The sequence below is a fragment of the Micromonospora sp. URMC 103 genome (assembly GCF_051386435.1).
GTDB lineage: Bacteria > Actinomycetota > Actinomycetes > Mycobacteriales > Micromonosporaceae > Micromonospora.
Genome location: NZ_JBPQTR010000005.1, coordinates 1,471,451 through 1,496,104 on the forward strand (window position 1 = coordinate 1,471,451; position 24,654 = coordinate 1,496,104).

The 24,654-nt window shown below is 73.3% G+C and carries 23 protein-coding genes, 1 pseudogene and 1 riboswitch; of the genes and pseudogenes, 9 read left to right on the forward strand and 15 right to left on the reverse strand.

Annotation, left to right across the window (positions count from 1 at the left end; genetic code table 11):
- The first annotated feature begins 33 nt into the window (after positions 1 to 33).
- Positions 34 to 2,101: pseudogene (locus ACSNOA_RS19860) on the forward strand (glycosyl hydrolase family 28-related protein).
- A 97-nt stretch (positions 2,102 to 2,198) separates the two neighbouring features.
- Here the strand turns inward: ACSNOA_RS19860 and ACSNOA_RS19865 are convergent.
- The 3 genes from ACSNOA_RS19865 to ACSNOA_RS19875 all read right to left on the reverse strand — a co-directional run bounded on the left by ACSNOA_RS19865 (position 2,199) and on the right by ACSNOA_RS19875 (position 4,905).
- Complete coding sequence (locus tag ACSNOA_RS19865) at positions 2,199 to 3,068, reverse strand: SDR family NAD(P)-dependent oxidoreductase (protein ID WP_436660370.1); 870 nt, start codon at positions 3,066 to 3,068, stop codon at positions 2,199 to 2,201.
- Positions 3,069 to 3,095: 27 nt separating this feature from the next.
- Positions 3,096 to 4,673 (reverse strand): Na+/H+ antiporter, encoded by a 1,578-nt coding sequence (locus tag ACSNOA_RS19870; protein WP_436660372.1) that lies wholly within the window; start codon positions 4,671 to 4,673, stop codon positions 3,096 to 3,098.
- A 106-nt stretch (positions 4,674 to 4,779) separates the two neighbouring features.
- A complete protein-coding gene (locus tag ACSNOA_RS19875; protein ID WP_436660373.1) occupies positions 4,780 to 4,905 on the reverse strand; it encodes a hypothetical protein in 126 nt (41 codons plus the stop codon).
- Positions 4,906 to 5,031: 126 nt separating this feature from the next.
- Between ACSNOA_RS19875 and ACSNOA_RS19880 the strand changes: the two genes are divergently transcribed.
- A complete protein-coding gene (locus tag ACSNOA_RS19880) occupies positions 5,032 to 7,191 on the forward strand; it encodes an amylo-alpha-1,6-glucosidase (protein WP_436660375.1) in 2,160 nt (719 codons plus the stop codon).
- A gap of 54 nt (positions 7,192 to 7,245) precedes the next feature.
- Here the strand turns inward: ACSNOA_RS19880 and ACSNOA_RS19885 are convergent, their stop codons facing one another.
- The gene (locus ACSNOA_RS19885; protein ID WP_436662384.1) at positions 7,246 to 7,653 is read right to left on the reverse strand and encodes a ChaB family protein; all 408 of its coding nucleotides are present in this window, start codon (positions 7,651 to 7,653) and stop codon (positions 7,246 to 7,248) included.
- Between the two features lie 179 nt (positions 7,654 to 7,832).
- A riboswitch (SAM riboswitch) is annotated at positions 7,833 to 7,945 on the forward strand.
- 33 nt (positions 7,946 to 7,978) lie between these two features.
- Here ACSNOA_RS19885 and ACSNOA_RS19890 point away from each other — a divergent pair.
- The 4 genes from ACSNOA_RS19890 to ACSNOA_RS19905 all read left to right on the forward strand — a co-directional run bounded on the left by ACSNOA_RS19890 (position 7,979) and on the right by ACSNOA_RS19905 (position 10,660).
- Positions 7,979 to 8,113 (forward strand): hypothetical protein, encoded by a 135-nt coding sequence (locus ACSNOA_RS19890; RefSeq protein WP_436660377.1) that lies wholly within the window; start codon positions 7,979 to 7,981, stop codon positions 8,111 to 8,113.
- A gap of 110 nt (positions 8,114 to 8,223) precedes the next feature.
- Positions 8,224 to 9,096, forward strand: a complete 873-nt coding sequence (locus tag ACSNOA_RS19895; RefSeq protein ID WP_436660379.1) for an ABC transporter substrate-binding protein — start codon at positions 8,224 to 8,226, stop codon at positions 9,094 to 9,096.
- A 44-nt stretch (positions 9,097 to 9,140) separates the two neighbouring features.
- Positions 9,141 to 9,920, forward strand: coding sequence for an amino acid ABC transporter permease (locus ACSNOA_RS19900; RefSeq protein WP_436660380.1), 780 nt, complete (start codon positions 9,141 to 9,143; stop codon positions 9,918 to 9,920).
- Positions 9,917 to 10,660 (forward strand): amino acid ABC transporter ATP-binding protein, encoded by a 744-nt coding sequence (locus ACSNOA_RS19905; RefSeq protein WP_436660382.1) that lies wholly within the window; start codon positions 9,917 to 9,919, stop codon positions 10,658 to 10,660. The genes ACSNOA_RS19900 and ACSNOA_RS19905 overlap by 4 nt, the downstream gene beginning before the upstream one ends.
- Positions 10,661 to 10,685: 25 nt before the next feature.
- Here ACSNOA_RS19905 and ACSNOA_RS19910 read toward each other — a convergent pair whose 3' ends face one another.
- From ACSNOA_RS19910 to ACSNOA_RS19920, 3 genes are read right to left on the reverse strand one after another with little or no spacing between them, the layout of a single operon-like run.
- Entirely contained in the window at positions 10,686 to 11,609 is a 924-nt protein-coding gene (locus ACSNOA_RS19910; RefSeq protein ID WP_436660384.1) for a sugar phosphate isomerase/epimerase family protein, read from the reverse strand.
- A complete protein-coding gene (locus ACSNOA_RS19915) occupies positions 11,606 to 12,769 on the reverse strand; it encodes a dihydrodipicolinate synthase family protein (RefSeq protein ID WP_436660386.1) in 1,164 nt (387 codons plus the stop codon). The genes ACSNOA_RS19910 and ACSNOA_RS19915 overlap by 4 nt, the downstream gene beginning before the upstream one ends.
- A complete protein-coding gene (locus tag ACSNOA_RS19920) occupies positions 12,766 to 13,917 on the reverse strand; it encodes a Gfo/Idh/MocA family protein (protein ID WP_436660388.1) in 1,152 nt (383 codons plus the stop codon). The genes ACSNOA_RS19915 and ACSNOA_RS19920 overlap by 4 nt, the downstream gene beginning before the upstream one ends.
- A 220-nt stretch (positions 13,918 to 14,137) precedes the next feature.
- Between ACSNOA_RS19920 and ACSNOA_RS19925 the strand changes: the two genes are divergently transcribed.
- Positions 14,138 to 15,166 carry a LacI family DNA-binding transcriptional regulator gene (locus tag ACSNOA_RS19925; protein WP_436660389.1) on the forward strand — a complete coding sequence of 343 codons (1,029 nt, stop codon included), beginning with the start codon at positions 14,138 to 14,140 and terminating at the stop codon, positions 15,164 to 15,166.
- An 81-nt stretch (positions 15,167 to 15,247) separates the two neighbouring features.
- Here the strand turns inward: ACSNOA_RS19925 and ACSNOA_RS19930 are convergent, their stop codons facing one another.
- On the reverse strand, positions 15,248 to 17,344 hold the full coding sequence (locus ACSNOA_RS19930) for a PQQ-dependent sugar dehydrogenase (protein ID WP_436660391.1): 2,097 nt from the start codon (positions 17,342 to 17,344) through the stop codon (positions 15,248 to 15,250).
- Between the two features lie 36 nt (positions 17,345 to 17,380).
- Positions 17,381 to 18,340: a LamG-like jellyroll fold domain-containing protein gene (locus tag ACSNOA_RS19935; protein ID WP_436660392.1), complete on the reverse strand. Its 960-nt coding sequence runs from the start codon at positions 18,338 to 18,340 to the stop codon at positions 17,381 to 17,383.
- A 174-nt stretch (positions 18,341 to 18,514) separates the two neighbouring features.
- Between ACSNOA_RS19935 and ACSNOA_RS19940 the strand changes: the two genes are divergently transcribed.
- Positions 18,515 to 19,546, forward strand: a complete 1,032-nt coding sequence (locus ACSNOA_RS19940; RefSeq protein WP_436660393.1) for a LacI family DNA-binding transcriptional regulator — start codon at positions 18,515 to 18,517, stop codon at positions 19,544 to 19,546.
- Positions 19,547 to 19,592: 46 nt separating this feature from the next.
- On the opposite strand, the gene ACSNOA_RS19945 is transcribed toward ACSNOA_RS19940, so the two are convergent.
- The 4 genes from ACSNOA_RS19945 to ACSNOA_RS19960 form a co-directional block, all read right to left on the reverse strand.
- Complete coding sequence (locus ACSNOA_RS19945; RefSeq protein ID WP_436660395.1) at positions 19,593 to 19,757, reverse strand: hypothetical protein; 165 nt, start codon at positions 19,755 to 19,757, stop codon at positions 19,593 to 19,595.
- 31 nt (positions 19,758 to 19,788) lie between these two features.
- Positions 19,789 to 19,995 carry a helix-turn-helix domain-containing protein gene (locus ACSNOA_RS19950; RefSeq protein WP_120729441.1) on the reverse strand — a complete coding sequence of 69 codons (207 nt, stop codon included), beginning with the start codon at positions 19,993 to 19,995 and terminating at the stop codon, positions 19,789 to 19,791.
- The gene (locus ACSNOA_RS19955; RefSeq protein WP_436660396.1) at positions 19,995 to 20,474 is read right to left on the reverse strand and encodes a DUF2975 domain-containing protein; all 480 of its coding nucleotides are present in this window, start codon (positions 20,472 to 20,474) and stop codon (positions 19,995 to 19,997) included. The genes ACSNOA_RS19950 and ACSNOA_RS19955 overlap by 1 nt, the downstream gene beginning before the upstream one ends.
- A gap of 83 nt (positions 20,475 to 20,557) precedes the next feature.
- Positions 20,558 to 21,349, reverse strand: coding sequence for a maleylpyruvate isomerase N-terminal domain-containing protein (locus tag ACSNOA_RS19960; protein ID WP_436660398.1), 792 nt, complete (start codon positions 21,347 to 21,349; stop codon positions 20,558 to 20,560).
- A 295-nt stretch (positions 21,350 to 21,644) separates the two neighbouring features.
- On the opposite strand from ACSNOA_RS19960, the gene ACSNOA_RS19965 reads away from it, so the two are divergent.
- Positions 21,645 to 23,123 (forward strand): hypothetical protein, encoded by a 1,479-nt coding sequence (locus ACSNOA_RS19965; RefSeq protein WP_436660399.1) that lies wholly within the window; start codon positions 21,645 to 21,647, stop codon positions 23,121 to 23,123.
- 193 nt (positions 23,124 to 23,316) lie between these two features.
- Here ACSNOA_RS19965 and ACSNOA_RS19970 read toward each other — a convergent pair whose 3' ends face one another.
- Together ACSNOA_RS19970 and ACSNOA_RS19975 are read right to left on the reverse strand one after the other, a co-directional pair.
- The gene (locus ACSNOA_RS19970) at positions 23,317 to 23,694 is read right to left on the reverse strand and encodes a DUF2267 domain-containing protein (protein ID WP_436660400.1); all 378 of its coding nucleotides are present in this window, start codon (positions 23,692 to 23,694) and stop codon (positions 23,317 to 23,319) included.
- A gap of 146 nt (positions 23,695 to 23,840) precedes the next feature.
- Complete coding sequence (locus ACSNOA_RS19975) at positions 23,841 to 24,653, reverse strand: class I SAM-dependent methyltransferase (RefSeq protein ID WP_436660402.1); 813 nt, start codon at positions 24,651 to 24,653, stop codon at positions 23,841 to 23,843.
- Position 24,654: the final 1 nt, after the last annotated feature.

Here is a 24,654-nt window from a genome sequence, read left to right on the forward strand (position 1 = left end):
ACCACCCGCCACCGAGTAGAGACGAGCTGACCCATGACGTCGACCACCCGCGCGGCCCTGCCGCGTACGCGACCACGGCGCCGCCCGCCCGCCGTGGTCGCCGCACTGACGGCGCTGGCCACCGCGCTCGGCGTCCTGGCCGGCGCCCCGGCCGCCGCCGCCGCCCACGACGCCGCCACGGCCCGCGAGACCGCCGCCGCCCGCCCGGTGGTGACCCGGGCGGCCCTCGACCCCGCGCTGGTCGCGGGCCGGGGCGCCCGCGTCGGGTTCCTCGAACAGGAGGCGGAGAACGCCGTCACCGACGGCGAGGTGATCGGGCCCGACCGCGACGCCTACACCCTGCCGTCGGAGGCCTCCGGCCGGCGGGCCGTCCGGCTCACCCCGGGGCAGCACGTCGAGTTCACCCTTCCGGCCACGGCCAACGCCATCACCGTGCGCTACAGCATCCCCGACGCGCCCACGGGCGGCGGCATCAGCGCGCCGCTCGACGTCGCGGTGAACGGCAAGCGGATCCGCACCATGACGCTGACCTCGCAGTACGCGTGGCTCTACAACCAGTACCCGTTCAGCAACGACCCGGGCGCCGACCTGCTGCACCCGGACTGGTGGATCACCGAGTGCTCGTGCGTGCCCGCGGCCACCACCCCGTACCCCACGATCGCGAAGCCCTTCCGGCCCAGCCACTTCTACGACGAGCAGCGGCTGCTGCTCGGCCGCACGTACCGGGCCGGGGACCGGATCCGGCTCACCGCGCCGGCCCGGACGAACGCCGCCTGGACGATCGTGGACCTGCTCGACTCCGAGCTGGTGGCCCCGCCGCGCGTCCGGCTGCTCGCCGCGAACGTGCTGGCCTTCGGCGCCGACCCGACCGGCGCCCGGGACTCGGCCCCCGCCATCGAGCGTGCCATCACGGTCGCCCGGCGCACGGGGCTGCCGGTCTACCTGCCGCCGGGCACCTACCAGGTGAACCGGCACATCGTCGTCGACGACGTGACGATCGAGGGCGCCGGCAACTGGTACACGATCGTCCGGGGTCGCGAGGTCGCCCTTCCCACCCCGACGCCGGACGGCTCGGTGCACACCGGCGTTGGCTTCTACGGCCGGGACGCCGCCGTCGGCGGCAGCCGCGACGTCCACCTCTCCGGCTTCGCCATCGAGGGCGACGTGCGGGAGCGGATCGACACCGACCAGGTCAACGGGATCGGCGGGGCGCTCAGCGACTCGACGATCGACGGGCTGCACATCCGCCACACGAAGGTGGGCATCTGGCTGGACGGGCCGATGCGCAACGTCCGGATCACCAACACCATGATCGTCGACCAGATCGCCGACGCCGTGAACTTCCACACCGGGGTCACCGACTCCCTCGTGGCCCACACCTTCGTCCGCAACACCGGCGACGACGGCCTCGCCATGTGGTCGGAGGCGACGGCGAACGCGCGCAACACCTTCGACCACAACACCGTGCAGTCACCGGTGCTGGCCAACGGGATCGCCATCTACGGGGGAACCGACACCACCGTCTCGAACAACCTCGTGGCCGACCCGGTGCGTGAGGGCAGCGCCATCCAGGTCGGGTCCCGGTTCGGCGCCGAACCCTTCACGGGATTCCTGCGTATCAGCGGAAACACCACGGCCCGCGCGCGGCACCTGGGAGCTGAACTGGAAGATCGGGCTCGGCGCCATCTGGTTCTACGCCCTCGACCGCAGCATCGACGCGCGGATCGAGGTGGTCGGTGACGCGTACCTGGACAACACCTACAACGCGATCATGCTGGTGAGCGAGTGGGGCGTGAAGGACCTCTACTCGATCGACGACGTGCGCTTCCGGGACATCCGGGTCGACGGCACCGGCACCTCGGTCGTCAGCGCCCGCACGGCCGGCTCGGCGTCCTTCCAGAACGTGGACGCGCGGCACGTGGGCGCGGTCGGGGTGAACAACTGCGGGTCCTTCCACTTCACGCCGGCCGGCTCCGAGTTCGCCCTCACCGACCTCGGCGGCAACGACGGCGGCTGGCTGGCCGACTGGCAGTTGCCGAACACGATCACCTGCGACGACCGCCCGCCGGTGGTCCCACCACCCCCACCCACAACCTGGTAACCCACCTTAACGCTGATCATGAGGTTGACGGCGGGTTCGGAGATCCACTCCGCCGTCAACCTCATGATCACCAAAGGCCGGCGGGTGGGCGGTGAGGTCAGGCCGTCACGTGGGCGCTGTCGCCGCCGGTGGCGGCGAACGCCGTGCCGCTGACCATCCGGGCGGCGTCCGAGGCGAGGAAGACCACCAACGGGGCGACGTCCTCCGGCGCGAGCCACGGCACCCCGAGCGGCGTACGCGCCCGCAGCGCCTCGACGGCGGCCGGCTCGTCCCGGGTCACGTCCCCGGTCGGGGTGCGGCCGGCCTCGCCGAGCGCCTGCGCGTAGCGGTCGCGGTGCCGGGTCAGCGCCGTGTCGACCAGCCCCGGGATCACGGCGTTCACGGTGATGCCGTGCGCGCCCAGCTCCAGCGCCGCCGACTTCATGAGCCCGATGATCCCCCACTTCGACGCCGAGTACGCCGCGCCGGCCTTCATGCCGTGCTGGCCCTGTGTCGAGGAGGTGACGATGATCCGGCCGCCGCCCCGGCTCACCAGCAGCGGCGCGAAGACCCGCAGCACGTTGGCGGTGCCGGTCAGGTTCACGTCGATCTGGTCGTGCCAGTCCGCGTCGGACATCTTTAGCAGCGGCCGGAGCCCCTGGATGCCGGCGTTGGCGAAGACGACGTCCACCCCGCCCCAGTCGTCCCGGACCCGCTCGGCGACCGCCCGCACCTGGCCGATGTCCCGCTGGTCGGCGGTCGCGCCGAGCCAACGCCGCCCCTGCGCCACGACCTGCCGGCCGGTCTCGTCCAGATCCGCCCCGCTCGCCGGCGGATACTCGAGGATTCCGCTCACGGGCGCCGCGATGTCGACGCCGACGACGTCGGCGCCGGCACGGGCCAGCGCGACGGCCGCCGCCCGCCTCGATCCCCCGTGCCGCCCCGGTGACCACGGCGATCCGTCCGTCCAGTCGGTCCGTTCCTCCACCCACCTGATCTCCCCTCCGCCCCCGCGCTAGTCCGACGGGGTCGGCCCGAGCAGCCGGAGCTCCTCGATGTCCATCGTCGCCTGCAACTCGCGCAGCACGACGTCATCGATCTCGTTGGCGTCGCGCATGCGGGTGATCTCCCGGCGCTTGCGTTCGAGGACGCCGAGCCGCAGCTGACGTTCGATCTCGCGCGCCCGCGGCGCCCCCTCCTCGCGCTCCGCCGCGCGGATGTCGTCGATGAGTGCCTCGTAGTCGGTGCGGACCCGGCTCATGACGTCGTCGTCGGCGCCGACCTCGGCGGCGATGTCCGGCAGCGCCGCGAGACCGGCCTGCCCGGCGCGTACCCGCGCCTGACGGACCTCGTCGGCGCGCTGCGGATCGCCCATGAGGCCCGCCCAGCGCACGACCAGCGGCAGCGTGGTGCCCTGGACCAGCATGATCGACAGGATCGCCACCGCCGTGCAGAAGATGATGAGGTCGCGCTCCCGGACGGGCTGGCCGTTCGAGGCCGTCAGCGGCACCGCCAGCGCCGCGGCGAGCGACACCGCGCCACGGAAGCCCGCCCACCCCGCGACGGTGCGGATCCGCGCCGACACCCGGGCCGTACGCTGCACCTCCCGCCGGTCGATCGCCCTGATGCCTACCGTGGCCACGAAGATCCAGGCCATCCGGGTCACCACCACCACGAGGGTGATCACCAGCGCGATGACCAGCGCCCGGCCCGTCGAGACGCTGGTGACGCTGCGCACCGCCCGGGGAATCTGCATCCCGAGCAGCACGAACAGCCCGCCGTTGATCAGGAACGTGGAGAGGTCCCAGAACGCGAACGCCACCACCCGGGAGCGGGCCCGGATCACCCGCGGGCCCGCGTAGGACAGGACCAGACCGGCCACCACCACCGCGAGCACGCCGCTGGCGTGGATGGCCTCGGCGATCAGGAAACCCGCGAAGGGCGTGAGGACGCTGAGCGCCCCCTCGCGCATCGGGTCGTCGACGCGCTTGCGCACGTACACCACGAGGATGCTGACGGCCAGTCCGGCCGCGATGCCACCGACGAACGAGAGGGTGATCTGGCCGGTGAGGCCCAGGGCGCTCGGCACGGCCCCACCGGCGAGCAGACCGACCGTGACCGAGAACAGCACCAGCGCGGTGCCGTCGTTGATCAGGCTCTCCGCGTGCAGGGTGGTGAGCAGCCGGCGGGGCATCCGCTTCGCGAGGCCGGAGACGGCGGCGGCGTCGGTCGGCGCGAGCACGGCGCCGAGCACCCAGGCCGCCGCCGGGTTGACGCCGAGGGTCTGGGCGGCCACCGACACGGTGACCATCGTGAGCCCCACGAGCACCACCGCGAGCAGCCCGATCACCAGCAGGTTGGCCCGGATCTCGCGCAGGCTCGTGGTGAGGGCCTCCCGGTAGAGGATCGCCGGCAGGAAGAGCAGCAGCACCACCTCGGGCTCGAGCACGACGTGCGACAGCGGGGGGAGGAGGGCCAGCAGGCCGCCCATGCCGATGAGCAGCACCGGCGGGGCGACGCGGTAGCGACCGCCGAGCGTGGTGCCGACCAGCACGGTGCTGCCCAGGACCACGAGCAGCAGAAGCCCGCCCACGTCGCACCCCCCGCCGTCACCGCGGTGACCCTCCGGTCTCCACTGTCGCGGTTGCCGGCGGGTCGCGGAGGCGGAACGGGGTCAGCGCGGGGCGGAACGGGGTGGGTCAGCAGAACCAGTCGTCCTGGACCCAGCCCCGCCGGTTGATGTGCCCGTACGCGAAGCCGTAGACGTAGCCGCCGCTGCGCGGCCCCTCGACGAGGAAGGTCTGGCCCCGGTAGAGCGTGCCCATCCAGGCGCCGTTCCCGAGGGTGCCTTGGACCTGCCTCCTCGTGTTCGTCGATGGCGCGGCACCACCCGCCCGCCGCCGCATAGGCTCACGGTGACGGCAGGTCCGGCTCGTCGTCGGGGGGTGTACGTGACGGCTGCGGGGCGACGGCGCACACCGGCGCAGCCGTGGCCGGACGGCACCGGGGAACAGATCACGAGCAGCGGAGCCTGCCGGGACCTGCCGCCGGAGCTGGGGCCGGACGCCGTGAGCGTGCTGGAGGGCCGCACGTTCATGTTCTCCAACGTGGCGGGCGACGTGCCGAAGGGCTCGATCGGCGGCCTGGTCCACGACGACACCCGTTTCCTCGACCGGTGGGAACTCACCATCGACGACCTGCCGCTGCTGGTGCTCGGCTCCGGGACCGTCGACCCGTTCTCGGCCGCGTTCTTCCTCGCCAACGCCACGCTGCCGGACCTGCCGGCCAACCGGTTGGGGGTACGGCGGCAACGGTTCGTGGGCGACGGCATGTACGAGCGCATCGAGCTGCGCTACTTCGGTCTCGAGCCGGCCGAGTTCCGCCTCCGCCTCGCCGTCGGCACCGACTTCGCGGACCTCTTCGAGATCAAGGAGTCCGGGCGGGACCGGTCGGCGGAGATCGTCCGCCATCACGAGCCGGACGGCTCCGCGCTCGGCTTCGGGTACCGCAACGGCAACTACTCGGCCATGGTCCGCGTCCAGGCCGACCCGGCCGCGCACGAGGTGGACGGCGACTCGCTGGTCTGGCGGCTGCGGCTGGCCCGCGGCCAGGCCTGGCGCTGCGAGCTGCGGGTGCCCCTGCACTGCGGCGACGAGGACTTCGAGCCGGTCCCGCGCAGCTTCGGCGACATCTTCGAGCGGGACACCGAGGACCCGTCGAGTCGCTGGCTCGCGTCGAAGCCGGTCCTTCATGCAGGCTCGGACCGGCTCGTCGCCGTGTACCGGAAGTCCGCGGCCGACCTCGTGTCGATGCGCATCGAGAAGCGGATCCGCGGCAAGCCGGTGGCCCTGCTCGCGGCCGGGCTCCCCTGGTTCATGACGATCTTCGGGCGGGACACGCTGGTCACCGCCTACCAGACCATCGCCCTGGGCGCCGACATGGCCCGCGGCGCGCTTCTCGTGCTCGCCAAGCACCAGGCCCGGGACCATGACGACTTCACCGACCGCGAGCCGGGGAAGATCTTCCACGAGTTCCGGTCGGGTGAGCTGACACAGCTCGGGATGAAGCCCTACCAGCCCTACTACGGCGGCGCCGACACCACGCCGCTCTGGCTGGTCCTGCTCTCGGAGTACTGGCGGTGGACCGGCGACGACGACCTGGTGGGCGAGCTGCGGCCGAACGCCGAGGCGGCGCTGCGGTGGATCGACGAGTTCGGCGACCTGCACGGCCGCGGCTACGTCGGCTACGCCACCCGCTCCCGGGAGGGGCTGGGCAACCAGTGCTGGCGCGACTCGGGCGACGGCGTGCAGTTCGCCGACGGCACGATCCCGACGCTTCCCATCGCCACCTGCGAGACGCAGGGCTACACGTACGACGCGAAGCTGCGCATCGCGGAACTCGCCGACGGGCCGTGGCGGGACCCGGCGCTGGCGCGCCGGCTGCGCGCCGAGGCGGAGGCCCTGCGGGAGCGCTTCAACCGTGACTTCTGGGTGCCCGAGCGGGGCGGCTACTACGCGATCGGCCTGGACGGCGACGGACGGCCGATCGACTCGATGACGTCGAACATGGGGCACCTGCTGTGGAGCGGCATCGCGCCGCCGGAGCGCGCGGAGCTGGTGGCCGACCAGCTGATGTCCGGGGAGATGTTCTCCGGCTGGGGCGTACGCACGCTCTCCACCGTCGACCGCGGCTACAACCCCATCGGCTACCACCTCGGCACGGTCTGGCCGCACGACAACGCCCTCATCGCCGCCGGCCTCGCCCGGTACGGCCGGCACGACGACGCGTTCCGGATTGTCGAGGCGATGCTGGAGGCGTCCTCCTACTCGGAGCACCGGCTGCCGGAGGCGTTCTCCGGCTACGACCGCACGTTCGGCCGCCGGCCCGTCCCGTACCCGACGGCGTGCAACCCGCAGGCCTGGGCCAGCGGGGCGCCGCTGCTGTTCCTGCGCACGCTGCTCGGGCTGCACCCGGTCGGAGGGCGGCTGGTCGTGGATCCGCACCTCCCCGAGTCGATCGGCCGGATCCGGTTGCGCGGGGTGTCGGCGTTCGGCCGGCGCTGGGACGTGCACGCCGAGGGTCGCCACGGCGAGGTGCGCCCCGCCGAATGACGCGTCAGCCGACATCACCCACCGCGGTCACGCTCGCGAGACCCGGGCGTGCCGTCACCGCCGTCGCCGGGCGCGGGCCGTGGCGCGCGCGTTGGCCTTCTCGATCGCCCGGACCAGGTCGTCCTTGGCCATCTCCTCCGGATGCGGGACGCCGACCCGGCGGGCCACCTCGTCGAGGTGGCCCTTGCTCGCGTTCGCGTCCACGCCCTGGGCGGTCTCGCGCGGGCGGTCCCGGGAGGCGGGGGTGCCCAGCGCCGCCTGCGGGTCGGAGGGTCCGGGCCGCTCCTTGGGCTCCCAGTGGTCGCCGACCTTCTCGTGGGTGTGCTTCAGCGAGGCGTACGCGGTGCGGTGGGCCCGCTCGCCGTCGCCGTAGGTCTCCTCGGCGGACTCGAGCGTCTTCTCGTACGTCCGTACCGCCTTGTCGTCCGAGCGCGCGACGGTCGAGGGCACCTCGGGACGCATCCGCTCGGCCTGCTCGTGCTTGTCGGTCACGGCGCACCTCCCTGGGACGGACCGCGCCCGGCGGATACCCCGCCACGGGCCCGCTACGCCCGGACCCGGGGGCCGTGGGCCGCGGGCCCGCGTGAGGGTGGTCATAACGGCTGGACGGCAACCGGTCACGGACTGCTAGATTCTGCCCAGGTCATGAGCGCCAGCGCGAAGCCCCGGCTCGCTGGCCGGCAACCCTCCTCCGCGGTGGGGTGCCCCGGGTGAGGACCGGGCACCGGAGCGACCTCCGGTGCAAGCGTGGCCTGGTTCCCAGGTCAGCAACGACCCAGGAGAGCCGATGTCGTCCCGTGACACCACCCCGCTCGTCGACCCGTCGTCGCACCGGCCCACGCCGCCGGCCCTGACGCGACGCCGGCACGTCGACATGATGTGGGTCTGCAGCGCCGCCTGTCGGCCCGGCGCCCCGCGCTGAGCGCGGCCTCTCCCGCCCTTTTCCACCGATCCGTCCAGCGGTGCGCCCCGAGGCGCACCGTCGGTGGCGTGCGCCCGCGCGCCGCCGTCGCGAAGACTCCGGAGACACCTGTGCGATTCCTTCCTGCCCTGACCCGGGTGGCCGCTCTCGGCGCGGCCCTGTTCGTCGGCGCCGCCACCCTCACCGCCTGCGGCGGCGACGCGTCGTCGAACGCGGCCGACAACCCCTACCACCTGCTCCAGCCCGGCGTGCTGCGCGCCGGCACGCTGACCGACGCCCCGCCGAACGTGTACCTGAAGGACGGTGAGTTCACCGGCTTCGACAACGACCTGCTCCGCGCGGTCGCCGGCAAGGCCGGCCTGAAAGTGGAGTTCGTGGGCACCGACTTCTCCGCCCTGCTCTCCCAGGTCAACAACCGCAAGTTCGACGTCGGCAGCTCCTCGATCACCATCACCGAGGCGCGCAAGAAGACCGTCGACTTCGGCAACGGCTACGACTTCGGCTACTTCGGACTCGACGTCCCCGCCGGCTCGCCGATCCGGAGCTTCGACGAGCTCACCGGCAAGCGGGTCGTCGTCGTGCAGGGCACCGTCCAGGACGACTACGCCACCGGCAAGGGGCTGAACCCGGTCCGGGTGCCGGACTACAACGGCGCGATCAACCAGCTCAAGGCCGGCACCGCGGACGCGTGGATCGCACCGGCCGAGATCGGCGAGACGTCGGCCGCGGACAGCGGCGGCAAGATCACCGTGGCCGCGAAGCTGCTCAGTCCCGCGCCGACGGCGTACGCGGTGGCGAAGGGGAACGACGCGTTGCGCGAGGCGCTGGACAAGGGACTGGACGAGGTCATCGCCGACGGCACGTGGAGCCGGTTGCAGGCGCAGTACTACCCGGGCCGACCGATCCCGGCGGACTTCAAGCCGGGCAGCGGCACGGTGGCGGTCCCGTCGGCGCCGGCCGCGTCGGCGTCGGCCGCGTCCTGACGGTACGGGTCCACGAGCGAGCAGTGCGGTAGGAGGCGAGACAGATGGATCCGTTGCGCACCCTGTGGGAGACCTTCTTCGACTGGGACTCGATGCGCGAGGCGCTGCCCGAGATGCTGACCGTCGGGCTGCCCAACACGCTGATCCTGGCGGTCTCCGCCGCGCTGCTCGGCTCGGTGCTCGGCATGCTCCTGGCGGTGGCCGGCATCTCCCGCAGCCGGTGGCTGCGCTGGCCGGCGCGGGTCTACACGGACGTGTTCCGCGGTCTGCCGGCCGCCGCCACGATCCTGCTGATCGGCGTGGGCCTCGCGCCGCTCGGCATGCGGGTGTGGGGCCCCGACCCGTACCCGCTGGGCATCCTCGCGCTCTCGCTGATCGCCGCCGCCTACATCGGGGAGATCTTCCGCTCGGGCATCCAGTCGGTGGAGGCGGCCCAGATGGAGGGCGCCCGCGCCCTCGGCTTCTCCTGGGGTGAGGCGATGCGAGTGGTGATCATCCCGCAGGGCGTACGCCGCGTCCTGCCGGCCTGGGTCAACCAGCTCATCGCGCTCATCAAGGACTCCAGCCTGGTCTACTTCCTCGGGCTCGTGGCGAGCCAGCGGGAGCTGTTCCGGATCGGGCAGGACTACGCGGCCACCACGGGCAACGAGTCGGCGCTGCTGCTGGCCGGGCTGTTCTACCTGGCGCTGACCGTGCCGCTGACCCACGTGGTGAACGCCATCGACCGCCGGCTGCGGCACGGCCGGCCCGCCGGCGAGCCGGCCGACGAGATCGAGGACGCCGACCTGGCGCTGCCGGGCGCGGCGGGAGGGAACCAGCGATGAGCGTCGACACCAGCACCTCGGTGAGCCTCGGCCTCCGCGACGTCCACCTGGCCTTCGGCGCCAACCGGGTGCTCCGCGGGGTCGATCTGGACGTGGCCCGGGGCGAGACGGCCTGCGTCATCGGGCCGTCCGGCTCCGGCAAGTCCACCCTGCTGCGCACCATCAACCGGCTTCTCGAACCGGACCGCGGCGACGTGCTGCTCGACGGGCGCAGCGTGCTGCGGGACGACCCGGACGCCCTGCGCCAGCGGGTCGGCATGGTGTTCCAGCAGTTCAACCTGTTTCCGCACATGAGCGTGCTGCGCAACGTCACCCTCGCGCTGCGGCGGATCCGGCGGCTGACCGAGGACGAGGCGGTGGCGGTCGCCCGCGCCCAGCTGGACCTCGTGGGGCTGGCCGGCAAGGCGGACGCCCGGCCCGCGCACCTGTCCGGCGGGCAGCAGCAGCGGGTCGCCATCGCCCGGGCCCTGGCCATGCGGCCGCAGGTGATGCTGTTCGACGAGGCCACCAGCGCGCTCGACCCCGAGCTGGTCAAGGGCGTGCTCGCGGTGATGGCCGACCTCGCGGCCGGCGGGATGACCATGGTGGTGGTCACCCACGAGATGGGTTTCGCCCGCGAGGTCGCCGACACGGTGGCCTTCATGGACCGCGGCGTGGTGCTGGAGTCCGGCGCGCCGGCCGCGATCTTCGAGGCGGCGGAACACCCGCGGCTGCGCCGGTTCCTCGCCGAGGTGCTGTGACCGGCGGCCCGGCCCGCGCCGCCGGTCAGTCCGGCCCGTCGGGCAGGACGTGCGCCACGTAGCGGCGGGCCAGCGTGGCGACGACGGCGTCGGGGTCGGCCGCCCACACGTCGGCGTTGAAGATCTCCACCTCGACGTCGCCGTCGTAGCCGGCCGCCTCGACGGCGCGGCGCAGCAGCGGGAAGTCGATGTGGCCGTCGCCCATCATGCCGCGCGAGAGCAGGGCGTCCGGTGGCAGCGGCGTGATCCAGTCGCAGACCTGGAAGCTCGCGATCCGGCCGGACGCCCGGCGGATCTGGGCCAGCACGTCCGGATCCCACCAGACGTGGAACGTGTCCACCACGACACCCACCTGCTCGGCGGGGAACCGCTCGGCGAGGTCGAGCGCCTGGCCCAGCGTGGAGAGCACCCCGCGGTCGGCGCAGAAGATCGGGTGCATGGGCTCCAGGGCCAGCCGGACGCCGTGCCGTCCCGCGTACGGCGCCAGCTCGGCGATGCCCTCCGCCATGCGTTCCCGGGCGCCCGCGAGGTCCCGGGATCCCTCGGGCAGCCCGCCGACCACCATGACGAGGCAGGCCGCGCCCAGCTCGGCGGCCTCGTCGACGGCGCGGCGGTTGTCGTCGAGCGCCCGGCGGCGAGCGCCCGGATCGGCGGCGGTGAGGAACCCGCCCCGGCACAGCGAGGAGACCCGCAGCCCGGCGTCGGCCACGAGGCGGGCCGCGGCGGGCACGCCGATCGCCTGGACGGGCTCGCGCCACAGGCCGATGGCCGGCAGGCCGGCCCGTACGCAGCCGGCCACGGCCTCGGCGACCGACCACCGGTCGGTCGTGCGCTGGTTGAGCGACAGCCGGCCCAGCCGGGGATCGCCCGGCGCCGGCGTCGGCACGGCCGCCGGCCGGCCCGAGGGGACGTCGAGGGCGTCCACCGTGGACGCCCACACCCCGGTCATCGGGGCACTCCCGCCACGTCGAGGAACGCCCGCAGCCGCGCGGCCGCGAGGTCGGGATCGGGCAGCAGCCGGGCGTCGTCGGCGAGCCGGGCCAGCTCGGCGAGGTGAACGACGGACCGGGCGCTCTGGAGGCCACCGACCATCGTGAAGCCGGGCTGGTGGCCGCCGAGCCAGGCGAGGAAGGCGATGCCGGTCTTGTAGTACCAGGTCGGCGTCGCGAAGACGTGCCGGGCGAGCGGCAGGGTGGGCGCGAGGGCCGCGTCGTACCGGGTCAGGTCGCCGGCGTCGAGGGCCTGGAGAGCGGCCGACGCGGCCGGCGCGATCGCGGCGAACACACCGAGCAGGGCGTCGCTGTGGTGGGTGCCGTCGCCGCGGATCAGCTCCGGGTAGTGGAAGTCGTCGCCGGTGTAGAGGCGTACGCCGGCCGGCAGGGCGGCCCGCAGCCCCCGTTCGTGCTCGGCGTCGAGCAGGGACACCTTCACCCCGTCCACCTTGGCGGCGTGCCGCCCGACGAGGTCCAGGAACGCGGCGGTGGCGGCCGGGACGTCCGGCGAGCCCCAGTAGCCGTGCAGGGCCGGGTCGAACATGGGGCCGAGCCAGTGCAGGATCACCGGCCGGGAGACCTGGTCGAGCAGGGCGCCGTAGACCTTCGCATAGTCCTCGGGCCCGCGGGCGAGCCGGGCCAGTTGGCGGCTGGCCATGAGGATCACCTGCGCGCCGCTGGCCTCCACGACCTCGATCTGCTCGGCGTACGCGGCCGTCACGTCGTCGAGGGAACCGAGGTCGGCCGGGGCGTGGTCGGTGCCGGCGCCGGCCGCGATCCGGCCGCCCACCTCGCGCGCGGCCGCGGCGCTGCGGTCGATCAGTTCCCGGGTGGTGGCCCAGTCGAGGCCCATGCCGCGCTGCGCGGTGTCCATCGCCTCGGCCACCCCGAGGCCGTACGACCACAGGTGCCGGCGGAACGCCAGGGTGGACTCCCAGTCGACGGCGGCGGGCGCGCCGGGCGTGTTGTCGCCGAGCGGGTCGGCCACCACGTGCGCCGCCGCGAAGGCGACGCGGGCGGTGAGCGGTGCGGAGGGCCGCTCCCACCGGGCCGGCTCGGCGAGCCGTCGCTCCTCCAGCGAACCGTCGGGGCGGGGCAGGCGCACGGTCGCGCTCACGCCGTCAGCTCCGGCAACTCGATGCGGCGGCCCTCCCGCGACGAGCGCAGGCCAGCGTCGGCGAGTTGCACGCCGCGCGCGCCGGAGAGCAGGTCGTACGGGTTCGGCGCGTCCTCCACGACGTGCCGGACGAACTGCTCCCACTGGGCCTTGAAGCCGTTGTCGAAGACGCCGTTGTCGGGCACCTCCTGCCACTGGTCGCGGAACCGCTGGGTCTCCACGAGGTCCGGGTTCCAGACCGGTTTCGGCGTGGCGGCCCGGTGCTGCACCCGGCAGTGGTGCAGCCCCGCCACGGCGCTGCCGTCGGTGCCGTCGACCTGGAACTCCACCAGCTCATCGCGGTTCACACGCACGGCCCAGGACGAGTTGACCTGGGCGACGACGCCGCCGTCGAGCTCGAAGATGGCGTACGCCGCGTCGTCGGCGGTCGCGTCGTAGCGCGTGCCCTGCTCGTCCCAGCGGTGCGGGATGTGGGTGACGACGCGCGCCGTGACGGCGCGGACGTGACCGAAGAGGTTCTCCAGCACGTAGTTCCAGTGCGGGAACATGTCCAGCGCGATGCCGCCGCCGTCCTGTGCCCGGTAGTTCCAGCTCGGCCGCTGGGCCGGCTGCCAGTCGCCCTCGAAGACCCAGTAGCCGAACTCGCCACGCACCGACAGGATGCGGCCGAAGAACCCGCCCTCGACGAGCCGCTTGAGCTTCAACAGGCCGGGCAGGAAGAGCTTGTCGTGCACCACGCCGTTCTTCACCCCGACCCGGCGGGCGTGCCGGGCGAGCTCGAGGGCGCCGGTGAGGGACTCCGCGCTGGGCTTCTCGGTGTAGATGTGCCGGCCGGCGTCCATGGCCTTGATCAGCGACTTCTCGCGGACCTGCGTGAGCTGGGCGTCGAAGTAGAGGGGACAGTCGTCGTCGGCGAGCGCGGCGTCGAGATCGGTGGTCCAGCGGTCGAGGCCGTGCCGTTCCGCGATCTCCCGCAGCTTCGTGGCGTTGCGCCCCACGAGCAGGGGTTCGAGCTGCACGCGGGAGCCGTCGGACAGCGCCACGCCGCCCTGTTCGCGGATGGCGAGGACGGACCGCAAGAGGTGCTGCCGGTAGCCCATGCGGCCGGTCACCCCGTTCATCACCACACCGAGTTTGCGACCGGCCATCGACGGACCTCCCCTTGGAAAGCGCTTACCGGGAACGGTAGGCCAGAGCGCCGCACGGGTGCAAGCCCTGTCCACAGCGGTCGGTCGCCCGACGGCGGGGCCGGTCCGCCGGCCGGCGGAGGCGCAGGTCATCGGGCCGGTACGGGGTTTGACGCCGTGATCGGCGGCTTCCTACGCTGGCGGCAAACGGTTTCCACCCGCGTCCGGGAAGGACGGTGTCGTGACCGGTTCCGTCACCCTGCACGACGTGGCACGCCGCGCCGGCGTCTCGCTGGCCACCGCCTCCCGCGCGCTCAACGGCAGCCCCAACCGGGTCGTCGGCGAGAAGCTGCGTGAACGGGTGCTGCGCGCCGCCGCCGAGCTGCGCTACTCCCCCAACGCCCACGCGCAGGCCATGGCCCGGGGGCGGACCAACATCGTCGGCCTCTCCCTGCACGACATCGCCGACCCGTACTTCTCGGCCGTCGCGGCCGGCGTGATGCGCGAGGCCGCGGCGCACGGCCTGCTGGTCACCATGGCGAGCACCGAGCGCCGGCCCGGAGCGGAGACCGACTACGTGGGCGCGTTCCGGCGTCACTGGGCCAGCGTGGTGATCGTGGTGGGCAGCCGCACCGACGACCGCGCGGCCACCGACCAGCTCGCCGAGGAGCTGGCCGCGTTCGAGGCCGAGGGTGGCCGGGCGGTGGCCGTCAGCCAGCCGCGACTGCCCGTGGACACCGTCTCGATCGACAACCAGGCCGGCGCGCGCGACCTCGGCCACGCCCTGCACGACCTCGGGCACCGACGGTTCGCGGTGCTGTCCGGGCCTCCCGACCTGCTGACCGCCAGCGAGCGGGTGGCCGGCTTCCGGGACGCGGTGGCGCAGCGCGGTGGGCGGCTCGCGGCGGAGCACGTGGTGCCCGGGCCGTTCACCCGCGACGGTGGCTACGAGGCCATGCGACGACTGCTCGACCGCCAGCCCGACGTCACCTGCGTCTTCGCGGTCAACGACGTCATGGCGGTGGGCGCCATGGCCGCGTTGCGCGACCGCGGCGTCGAGCTGCCCGCCGGCATGGCCGTCGCCGGGTTCGACGACATCGCGACCCTGCGCGACGTGAGCCCCGGGCTGACAACAGTGCGGATTCCGCTCGAGGAGATCGGCGCGCTGGCCGTACGCCTGGCGTTGGACGACGACGTCGAGCGCCCCCGACTGCGCCGGGTCGGCGGCGAGGTGGTGGTCCGGGCCAGCACCCCCCGCCGGCCCGCCTGAACGCCCCGGCTTGGGTCCGACGGCCCGGCGAAGCGGCGCCGGGGAGCGGCGGCCCCGTGGCCGCCGCTCCCCGGCCCGGGATCAGGCCACCGGGGTGCCGCGCACCGTGAGGTCACGCAGCCGGCCCACGTTGTCGAACGAGCCGAAGCCCACCCGGCCCGAGCCGAATGTGGTGTCGCGGGCGGTCATGAGCGGATCCTTGGCCCCGTCGACGTAGACCGCGATCTCCCCGGTCGCCGGCAGGTGCCGGACCCGGACGGTGTGCCAGTCCGCGTCCACGATGGCCGGTGCGGCGCCGCGCGACCGCCCGTTCCACTGGTAGTCGATCCTCTCCCGGTCCGCGTTGTTGACCTTGAAGATTCCGTTGTGCGGCAGGATCGTGTTGTCCGTGGACAGGTGGGCGTAGTAGAACTCCGTGTCCGAGCGGTAGCCGAATACGATGATCACGTCCCGGTTGGTCACCTCGACGGGGGTGTCGAGCCGCACCTGGGCGGTGACGTCCACGGCCCCGAACTCCGGCCCGGCCGTGAGCACGGCGTACTCGAACGGTCGGCGCGGGCCGGGACGCTGCACGCCCGCCTCGGCGAGGATGACCTCGTCACCGGTGAACTGCCACTTCGACGGGGTGACCGGCGCCCAGTTGGTCGGCCGCATCGTGTCCCGGACCCGGGTGTCGCCGGGCTTCGCGCTGGCGAACTCGCGGGTGCCGGTCACCTTCCAGATCTTCCCGTTCGCCTTGGCCAACAGGTACAGCTCGCCCTGGGCGTCGGTGCCGAAGCGCAGGTCGACCCGGTTCGGGTCGCCCGGGGCGCCCGGGCCGGAGAGATCCTGCATCCGGACGGGGGTGCCGGTCGCGTCGAAGAGCGCCAGCCGGTGGATCGGCGCCCGCTCCGCGCCGCGCCGCATCTGACTGGTCTCGGTGTAGAGGACCCGGCCGTCGACCAGGTCGCCGAAGACGTACTTGCCGCGCAGGGCCGGCACGTCCCGACCCCGGTAGACGAAGCCACCCGCCACTGCCACCCCGACGTCGGAGGTGCAGTTCCAGCCCGGCGCCGGGTCGTGGTCGTACGCGGCCACGGGGTAGGTGTAGCCGTAGCGCGCGTCGTCGGCGGGCAGCGGGAAGAGCTTGTCGCAGGGCGCGGTCGACGCCTTGTCGAAGACGAACCTGCCCTCGCGCTCGCTCCAGCCGAAGTTGTCGCCCGCCCGCACCTCGTAGATCGCCTCGATGGCGTGCTCGCCGATGTGGCCGAGGTACATCTTCCCGGTCTGCCGGTCCCAGCTGAACCGGTGCGGGTCGCGGAACCCGACGGCGTAGATCTCGCCGAGCGCCCCGGGCCGGCCCACGAAGGGGTTCGACGGCGGGATGCCGTACCGCCGGCTCGCGGCGTTCGTGCCGAGCGGGTCGATCCGCAGCAGCTTGCCGTGCGGCAGGGCGAGGTTCTGCGGGTCGCCGTTGCGTACGCCCAGACCACCGTCACCGGCGGCGATGTAGAGCATCCCGTAGTCCGGGTCGTGCCTCTTCGCCGTCGGGTTGAAGTTGATCTCCTGGATGCCGTGGACCTGGCCGCCGAAGCCGATGCGGAGCACCTCGCGCCGGGTGCCGGCGAACGTGTCGGCGGCGGGGTCGCTGGCCGTCCACTCGGTGATGATGCCGTGGTAGATGGTGCCGTCCTGCGACCAGTCCGGCTGCTCGGTGGCGAGGGACGCCTGTTCGGTGTGGACGGTGTAGAACTTGCCGGTGCGCTTGAAGTCGGGGTGGAAGGCGACGTAGCCGAAGCCCTGCCCGAGACCACGGCCGGAGAAGAACTTCGGGGCGAACGTCGCGGCGACGTCGAGGTAGACGTGTGGCACGCCGTTCTCGACGACGTACAGCTTGCCGTTGAGGTCGGGCACGGCCCGGCGGCCGGAGCCGTCGGGGATCTCCATGATCGTGTTGATCCGGGCGTGCCGCATGAGGCGGGCGTCGGTCGGGGCCGGCGTCGGCTCGGACTTCGGGAACGAGGCGTACTCGGTGAGGACGAGCCCGAGACGGCTCTGGGTCTGGGCCTCCGGGATCGGGTCGTAGATCGCGTCGGCGGCCTGGGCGGGTGGCGCGGCCACCAGCGACAGCGTGAGCGCGGCGGTCGCGAGCAGAGCGGTGGTCACCGGTCTGCGCAGGCCACGGGTGGAGATGCGCACGGTCACTCCATTCTCGGGAACGGGAGGTGGTACGGGTCAGCGCCCGCGGGTCATGTGCCGGTACTGCCGCTCGACGTCACGCGCGGACAGCGCGCGGTCGAGGAACATCAGCGAGTCCATGCGGCAGTCGCACGGGTTCTGCTCGCGGGTGTCCTGTGGGTAGCTGCCGCCGATCTTGATGCCACGCGGGTCGGAGGCGGTGGTGACGTGCGGGCCGGGGCCGTCGACCAGCCAGGGGTCGTCGGTGCGGGTGTAGAAGCCCGCCAGCGGCCGACCGTTGCGGTAGAGGGCCATCGTGCCGGTCGAGAAGTCGAACGTGGCGGCGAGGTGCACCCACTGCCCCACCGGCAGGAGCGTGTGCCAGTCCTGGGCTGCCGCGAACGTCTGGGAGTTGCCGCCGTCGAGCCGCCGGCCGAGCGCGACCAGCCGCAGCTCGCCCTCGACGTCGATGAGTTCGAGCAACGCCCGCACGCCGTGCCCGTCGGAGTCGCCGGTGAGCACACCGGCCAGACCGATGGCGTTGAACAGGTCGTCCGGGTCGGCGGTGGTGGAGTTGGGCCGTGGGGCCGTCATCCCGGCCTTGAACCAGCCCATCACGGTGGTGCCGGCCACGGCGTTGAACGCCCGCAGCGTCCGCACACCGCTGGCCGACCAGGTGCCGGCCTTCCAGTCGTCGTTCCCGGCGACCGTCGGCTCGACCTGCCGGGTCTGCAGGGCGCGGCCGCTTCCGGCGTACGCCCGGTCGGCCACACGCATGGCGGCGCCGCCGTTGACGAGTTCGATCTCGGTGCCGGAACGGCCCTGGTCCCGTTCGAGTGCCGCGTCGCCGGGCACCGGATGGTCGAAGTCGTAGAAGGCGACCAGGTTGTCTCGTAGGGACGGGTGGACGTCGCGCGGGCCGGACCCGCCGGCCGACGCGGGTGGCGCGAGCCCCGCCAGCGCACCGGCCGCCAGGACGGCGGCGGTGGCGGCGGCGACGCGTCGTGCTCTCGACATCGCGTACACCTCTCTGTGCCACGAACCGCGCCGCTCCGGCAGTCGGGGGAAGCGCTTGCCAGAACGGCCGCGCGGGCTGGAAGCGCTTACGGAAGCGCTTACGTACTCTAGGCTGTGCGCTACGTCACTGGCAATGGCCAGACGCATCGGCATCGATGTTTCGGGAGAGTCCTGATGCCCAAGCCCGGCTCGCGGTTGCGCCTCGTCGACGTGGCCGAGCGGGCCGGCGTCTCGCTGGCGACCGCCTCACGGGCCCTCTCCGGTCGCGACGGGGTCAGCGAGGAGGTGGCCGACCGGGTGCGGCGGGTCTCACGGGAACTCGGCTACGTCGCCAACCCGTACGCTCGCACCCTCGCCGGCGGCGCCAGTTCCACGGTGGGCCTCGTGGTGCACCAGGTGGACGACCCGTACTTCGCCGAGATCGCGGCCGGGGTCATCGAGGTCGCCGCCGAGCGGGGACTGCTCGTGCAGATCTGCCACTCGGGCCGCGACCCCCACGTCGAACTGCGCCAGATCCGCCACCTCATCGCCCAGCGGGTCGGCATCATCCTCATCGCCGGCTCGGGCTACACCGGGCCGGGTGTGGAGGCCGAGACGAGGGCCGAGCTGTCGGCCTACCAGAACCTCGGCGGGCGGGTCGCCGTCATCGGCCGCCACTCGCTCGGCGTCGACGCCGTGCTGCCCGACAACGAGGCCGGCGGGCGGGCGCTCACCGAGCACCTGCTGGCGCTGGGCCACCGCCGGATCGCGGTAGCCGCCGGCACGGCGGGACTCACGACCGTCGCCGACCGGCTCGCCGGGGTCTCCTCGGCGCTGCGGGACCACGGGTTGGACCTCGCCGACCTGCCCGTGGTGCACACCGACTTCACCCGGGAGGGCGGCCGGCTGGCGGCGGAGCGCATCCTCGGCGAGCATCCGGAGACGACCGCCGTCGTGGCGCTCAACGACGCCATGGCGATGGGTGTGCTCGCCGTGCTCCGCGCGCACCGCGTAGCCGTGCCGGAGCGGATGTCCGTGGTCGGCTTCGACGACGTCTCCGTGGCCGCCGACCTGGCGCCGAGTCTCACCACCGTCCGGCTCCCGGTGACCGACATGGGGCGGACGGCGCTCGCCCTGGCGCTCCGGCCGCGCTCGGCCCGGCCGCGCCGACGCGCCACCGGGCACACGCTCGTGGTCCGCGACTCGACCGGGCCGGCACGAGCCTGAGGCGTACGGCCGCGGCCGGTGGCCAGTACACCCCTCGTCCCGCCGCTCACCTGCTGCGGCGGACCACCCGCACACCGCACCCGACCGCGCCGATGACGAACAGGGCGCCCAGGAGCTGGAGGCCCGGCGAGTCGTCGGCCTCCCCGTAGACGATGCCGGCGACGCCGATCGCGACGGCCACGAGCGCGAGGACGGCGAGGACGTACTTCATCGGGTTCCCTCCCGGGCAGTGCCGTGTCGGTTCATTCGTCGACCCACTCGAGCAGGTCGCCGGGCTGGCAGTCGAGCACCCGGCACATGGCTTCCAGCGTGCTGAACCGAACGGCCTTGGCGCGGCCGTTCTTCAGCACCGCGATGTTCGCGGGCGTGAGCCCCACCCGTTCGGCGAACTCACCGACGCTCATCTTGCGCTTGGCCAACTCGACGTCGATGCGCACGACGATGGGCATCAGATCACCGCTTCCATGTCGGTGCGCAGCGTGGTGGCCTGCCGCAGCAGCGCGCGCATCACCACCATGAGGAGCCCCACGACGGCGACGCCCACCACCAGCAGGAACAGCAGGAGCGGCAGGCCGGGGTCGTCGGCCCGGAAGCCGACGTAGAGGAACACCCCGACGAGCACCAGCCATCCGGCGGCGATGGCCCCGACGATCGCGTCGACCCAGGCCAGGGAGGCCGGGCTGAAGATGCGGTCGTTCTTGACCATGGTGAGCAGCTTCCAGGTCGCCACGATCACCACCTGGACGCACAGCACCCAGAAGATCGACACGGCGGTCAACGGCCACCTCAGGTACGCCTGCTCCGGCGCCTCCCTGGCCATGTGTGCGAACTGCCCGGGCAGCGAGAGGGTCTGGAACACGACCAGGATCCCGAACAGCAGGACGAGGAAGACCCGGAGAGCGGAGACCGCCCGGTGCTCAGCGAACATGCATCGACTATCACTCGTTACCTATCGAAAGTCAATAGGTTTGGCGATGTTCGGGGCGCCGGGCGGCCTCGACGCGCTCTCGGTCAGAAACCCGGGAAGACGGCCCTCAGGTCGTCCAGGCTCACCGGTCCCGTCACCCGGACGTCCTCCGGCGTGTACTGCGGCCCCAGCCGCCCGACCGTGAGGCGCAGCCACGCCTCGGCCGGCGCCACCAGCTCACCGTCCGGCCGGTCCGGGGCCTCGGTGAGCTCCACCCGCTCGCCCAGCCGCAGCCCGAACGTCCGGTCCGGGTCGTACACCCGCACCGCGAGCAGGGCCTGCCGCCCCGCGAGGACGTCGGGGCGGCCGGTCCACGCGAGCATCGACCCGACCTGGTCGAGCAGCAGCGGCACCGCGTCGGCCGACACGGTCGCGGCCGGGTCGAAGCCGACCTCGACGTCCCACCGGTGCAGGGCGAACTCGCTGAGGCGCAGCCGGCCCGCGGTGGCGACGTCCACCGGCTCCGGCAGGAAACCCAGGTCGATGCGCAGGTCCGCCCGGGCCGACGGATCGAGCGCCTCGTACGCCTCGACGAGCCGCTCGTTGGCCTCCAGGAAGCCGCTCGCGTGCTCGGCGGGTGGCATTGCGTCCCACCGAGCCCAGACCGACGGGTTGAAGTCGCCCCCGGGCGGCGGGTCGCCGGCCTGCGCGGCACGCAGCGCCGCCAGGTTGATCTCCGCGCCGCTGCCGAGGTGACTGAGCACCTGGGACACCTGCCAGTCGCTGGCGCCGGACGGCCGGGTCAGGTCGTCCGGGCCGAGCTTCCCCACGAAGGCGGCGAGCGCGTCGTGCCCGCCGCGCAGGGCGGCTATCGTCTGGTCCGCGATCGAAGACATGTCTCTCCTGTCGACTGCTCGGCGCCGCCGCGCCCCGCGGCCTGCGGAACTCTTCGGTGCTCGGCGCCGCCCACCATCATGCCGCGCGCCGTCGGCCGCCCGTGCCGCTCCGCGCCTATCGCCATGCTCTACTCTCGACGCCTTCACACACACGACGCGGCGCGGTGGGTCTCGCGGGGGCGCCGACGGCAGCCGGCCGGATGCCGGACGGGCCGGCGACGGGCGCCACCGGCCCGGGGTAGCGTTGCGCGACCCCATGGCGCGTGGGGCGGCAGGATCGTACGGAGGATGGCGGATGTCCAACGGCGAAGAGCCGTTCGCGGTACGCGACAGCAGCTCGCGACCCACGTTCGAGCTGACGCTGCGCGGCTACGACAAGCGGCAGGTCGACAGGTACGTCGACCAGCTCGACGGCCAGCTCGCGGCCCGCACGGCGGAGCGCGACCGGGTGGCCGGCCAGGTCCGGGAGTTGACCGGGCAGGTGCAGCAGCTGCACGCCGAGCTGACCGAGCTGCGCCAGCGGCCTACGCAACCGGACCGGGCGTCCTTCCGCGACCTCGGCCCGATGGTCGACCAGATCCTCGCCCTCGCCGAGAAGCAGGCCGCGGCGATCACGGAGGCGGCCGCGCAGCGTGCCGGTGAGCTGCACGCCGAGGCGGAGCGGACGCTTGTCGACGCCCGGGAGCGGGCCGCCCGGGCGCTGCACGACCTCGAGGAGGAGCTGTCGGCGCGCCGCGCCGAGCAGGAGAAGGCGTACGAGGAGCGCCGCACCGCCGCCGAGACCGAGCTCGCCGAGATCCGCGAGGCGGCCGAGAAGCTGCGCGCCGACGGCGAGGCGGCCCACGACCGGGCCCGGCAGGAGGCGAAGCGGATCACCGAGCAGAGCGCCCAGCAGATCGAGCAGGCGCGGGCCGCGTCGGAGGCGCTGACGCGGGCGGCGCGGACGCAGATCCAGCAGGAGCTGCAGGCCGCCCGGAGCAAGAGCCAGCAGGAGCTGGCGCAGTGGCAGGCCAACATCGAGCGCGACATCGCCGAGCGGCGGGCCGCCGCCGAGCAGGAGATCGCCGAGCAGCGGGCCGCCGCCGAGCGGGAGATTGCGGGCCAGCGCACCGCCGCCGAGCAGACGATCGGCTCGCTCATCGGGGAGGCGCAGCAGTACGCGACCGACGTCCGGCAGCGGGCCGACGAGCAGACCACGGGGCACCAGGAGCAGCTCACCCGGCTCCAGCAGGAGATCGCGGCGGGCCAGCAGGCGCTCGCCCAGACGCAGTCCGATCTGGAGGCCGCCCGTACGCAGCTCGTCGAGTCACGCCAACAGCAGGAGGCGGCGCAGCAGCAGCTGGACGAGGCGCAGCGGCGTCTGGAGCAGGTCCACCAGGAGCTCGCCGGTGAGGCTGAGCGGCTCGAGGAGGCACGCCGGGCGGCCGACTCGGCCGAGCGGCACGCCAAGGACGTACGCGCCCGGGTGCAGCGCGAGGCGAAGCGGGTGGCCGACCTCGCGGCGGCCGCCGTGATGGCCGCCGCCGCGGGCGGCGCCGAGACGGCCGAGTATCCGATGGTGGCCTCGCGGGAGCCGGCCCGGCCGCGGGCGGCGGGCGAACCGGCGCACGCGAAGCCGGAGCCGGAGACGGCGCGGGAGACCGAGCGGGAGACCGGGCGGGAGACCGGGCGGGAGACGGCGACGGGGACGGAGCGCGAGACGGCGTCAGCGCCGCCGGCCGGGGACGCTGGCGAGGCGCGCGTCGAGGAGGTGGCCGTCCCCGAGCGGGCCTGACGGCCCGTCCGGGCGATCCGGGGCCGGGGTGGACCTTGCGGTGTTCTCGTGGTGGTTCTCGCGGTGCTCCTCCGCGGCGCCGGAGGCACGTGACGCGGAAGGCGTGATGCCTCAGAGGCATATTTATGACTCTGAGGCATCACGCTCTTTGGGATCTGAGGCAGCAAGCCTCGGCCGACACCACGCTCACATCTCAGGCCGGGTTGCCGAACAGGGCGGCGTAGCCCGACGGCAACTGCGTCATCAGGTCGTTGAGCTCGCCTTCGGTGATCGCGTCGGCCACGGTGGACAACACGGCCCCCGCGTCCCACTCGGCGGTCCGGGTGGTCGCGCCGGTCCCGGCGGCGATGCGCTGGAGGAACTCCTGCACCGAGAGCCGCAGGGTCTGGCTCGGCTCCTCGAGCATCTCGGCGATGCCCTGCGGCAGCTGAGCCGCGAGGTCGTGCGCCTCGTCGGGGGTCAGGCGCTCGGCGAGCACGCCGAGCACGGCGCGGATGACGTCCTCGGCCTCGGCGGCGCTGCCGTACTCACCGCGCTGGCGTACGGCGGCGACGAACTCGTGGTGCTTCACGGCATGTCCCTTCCTGAGGGTGGGTCGGTGAAACCCGCACCGGAGGGAACGGTGGGAGGCGGGGCCGCCGCCTCCCGAGTCTGGCACACCGGAGGCGGGCGCGAGCCGCAATCGCCGCCCCGCCCCCGCCGGAAGCCTCGAGCAGGTCATGCCCCCCGGTCGCCCGGGCGCCGCCCCCGGGTGGAGACGAACTGGTACGACATCACGACGAAGTCCGGGTTGCTCAGGAGCGTGCGGAACGCCTCCAACTGGCCGGCCGAGAAGCCCGCCTCCAGCAGCTCGGGCTGGAGCTGTCGGGAGTTCGTCGCGTAGAGAGACGCCCCCGTCGACCCGCCGGCCCAACTCTCCGCGTGGGTCACGGTGTCGACGTCCGCGAGGCCGGCGGCCATCATCTCGGCGTGCACGTCCTGCGCCCAGCCCAGGTCGGCGCCGTGCCCCTGCAGGATGCCGAGCATGGCGTCGGTGACCTGGCCGAACAGCTTCCCGGCGTCGTCGTTCGGTGCGGTCAGCACCCGCAGCGGCGCCGTGCAGTCGAACTCCTCCACCACGAGCCAGCCGTCCGGCGCCAGCGCGTCGACCAGGGTTCGCAGGACGCGCCGGCGTTCGGGCAGGTGCAGCAGCACCAGCCGGGCGTGGATGAGGTCGAAGTCCTCCCCCGGCGGCTCGGCGCGCACGTCGTGCCGGCGCACCCCGAGGTTCGCGGCCGGCACGAGGCGCGCGGTGTCGATGTCGGTGGCGAGCACCCGGCCGTCGGGGCCGACCGCCCAGGCCATGCCCCGCGCCACCGACCCGCCGCCGGCGCCGATCTCCCAGCAGGTCGCGGACGGAACGAGCACGGGCGGCGCCAGTCGGCGCATGGTGATCGGATCGAGGAAAGCCTCCAGCGCGCGGAGCTGGGGCACCGCGTCGGCGGCGGCGTTCTCGAACGCGTACTCGGTGTCGACGGTGTCGGTCGGCATC

Coding starts and splice junctions, on each gene's coding strand:
- ACSNOA_RS19875 (WP_436660373.1), bottom strand. CDS start 4,905: ATGGGCACGCTCTACCGGGGCCAGACCTTCCTCGTCGAGGGGCCGCGC.
- ACSNOA_RS19885 (WP_436662384.1), bottom strand. CDS start 7,653: ATGCGTCCCGAGGTGCCCTCGACCGTCGCGCGCTCGGACGACAAGGCG.
- ACSNOA_RS19890 (WP_436660377.1), top strand. CDS start 7,979: ATGTCGTCCCGTGACACCACCCCGCTCGTCGACCCGTCGTCGCACCGG.
- ACSNOA_RS19900 (WP_436660380.1), top strand. CDS start 9,141: ATGGATCCGTTGCGCACCCTGTGGGAGACCTTCTTCGACTGGGACTCG.
- ACSNOA_RS19905 (WP_436660382.1), top strand. CDS start 9,917: ATGAGCGTCGACACCAGCACCTCGGTGAGCCTCGGCCTCCGCGACGTC.
- ACSNOA_RS19910 (WP_436660384.1), bottom strand. CDS start 11,609: ATGACCGGGGTGTGGGCGTCCACGGTGGACGCCCTCGACGTCCCCTCG.
- ACSNOA_RS19920 (WP_436660388.1), bottom strand. CDS start 13,917: ATGGCCGGTCGCAAACTCGGTGTGGTGATGAACGGGGTGACCGGCCGC.
- ACSNOA_RS19935 (WP_436660392.1), bottom strand. CDS start 18,340: ATGTCGAGAGCACGACGCGTCGCCGCCGCCACCGCCGCCGTCCTGGCG.
- ACSNOA_RS19940 (WP_436660393.1), top strand. CDS start 18,515: ATGCCCAAGCCCGGCTCGCGGTTGCGCCTCGTCGACGTGGCCGAGCGG.
- ACSNOA_RS19945 (WP_436660395.1), bottom strand. CDS start 19,757: ATGAAGTACGTCCTCGCCGTCCTCGCGCTCGTGGCCGTCGCGATCGGC.
- ACSNOA_RS19950 (WP_120729441.1), bottom strand. CDS start 19,995: ATGCCCATCGTCGTGCGCATCGACGTCGAGTTGGCCAAGCGCAAGATG.
- ACSNOA_RS19955 (WP_436660396.1), bottom strand. CDS start 20,474: ATGTTCGCTGAGCACCGGGCGGTCTCCGCTCTCCGGGTCTTCCTCGTC.
- ACSNOA_RS19960 (WP_436660398.1), bottom strand. CDS start 21,349: ATGTCTTCGATCGCGGACCAGACGATAGCCGCCCTGCGCGGCGGGCAC.
- ACSNOA_RS19965 (WP_436660399.1), top strand. CDS start 21,645: ATGTCCAACGGCGAAGAGCCGTTCGCGGTACGCGACAGCAGCTCGCGA.
- ACSNOA_RS19975 (WP_436660402.1), bottom strand. CDS start 24,653: ATGCCGACCGACACCGTCGACACCGAGTACGCGTTCGAGAACGCCGCC.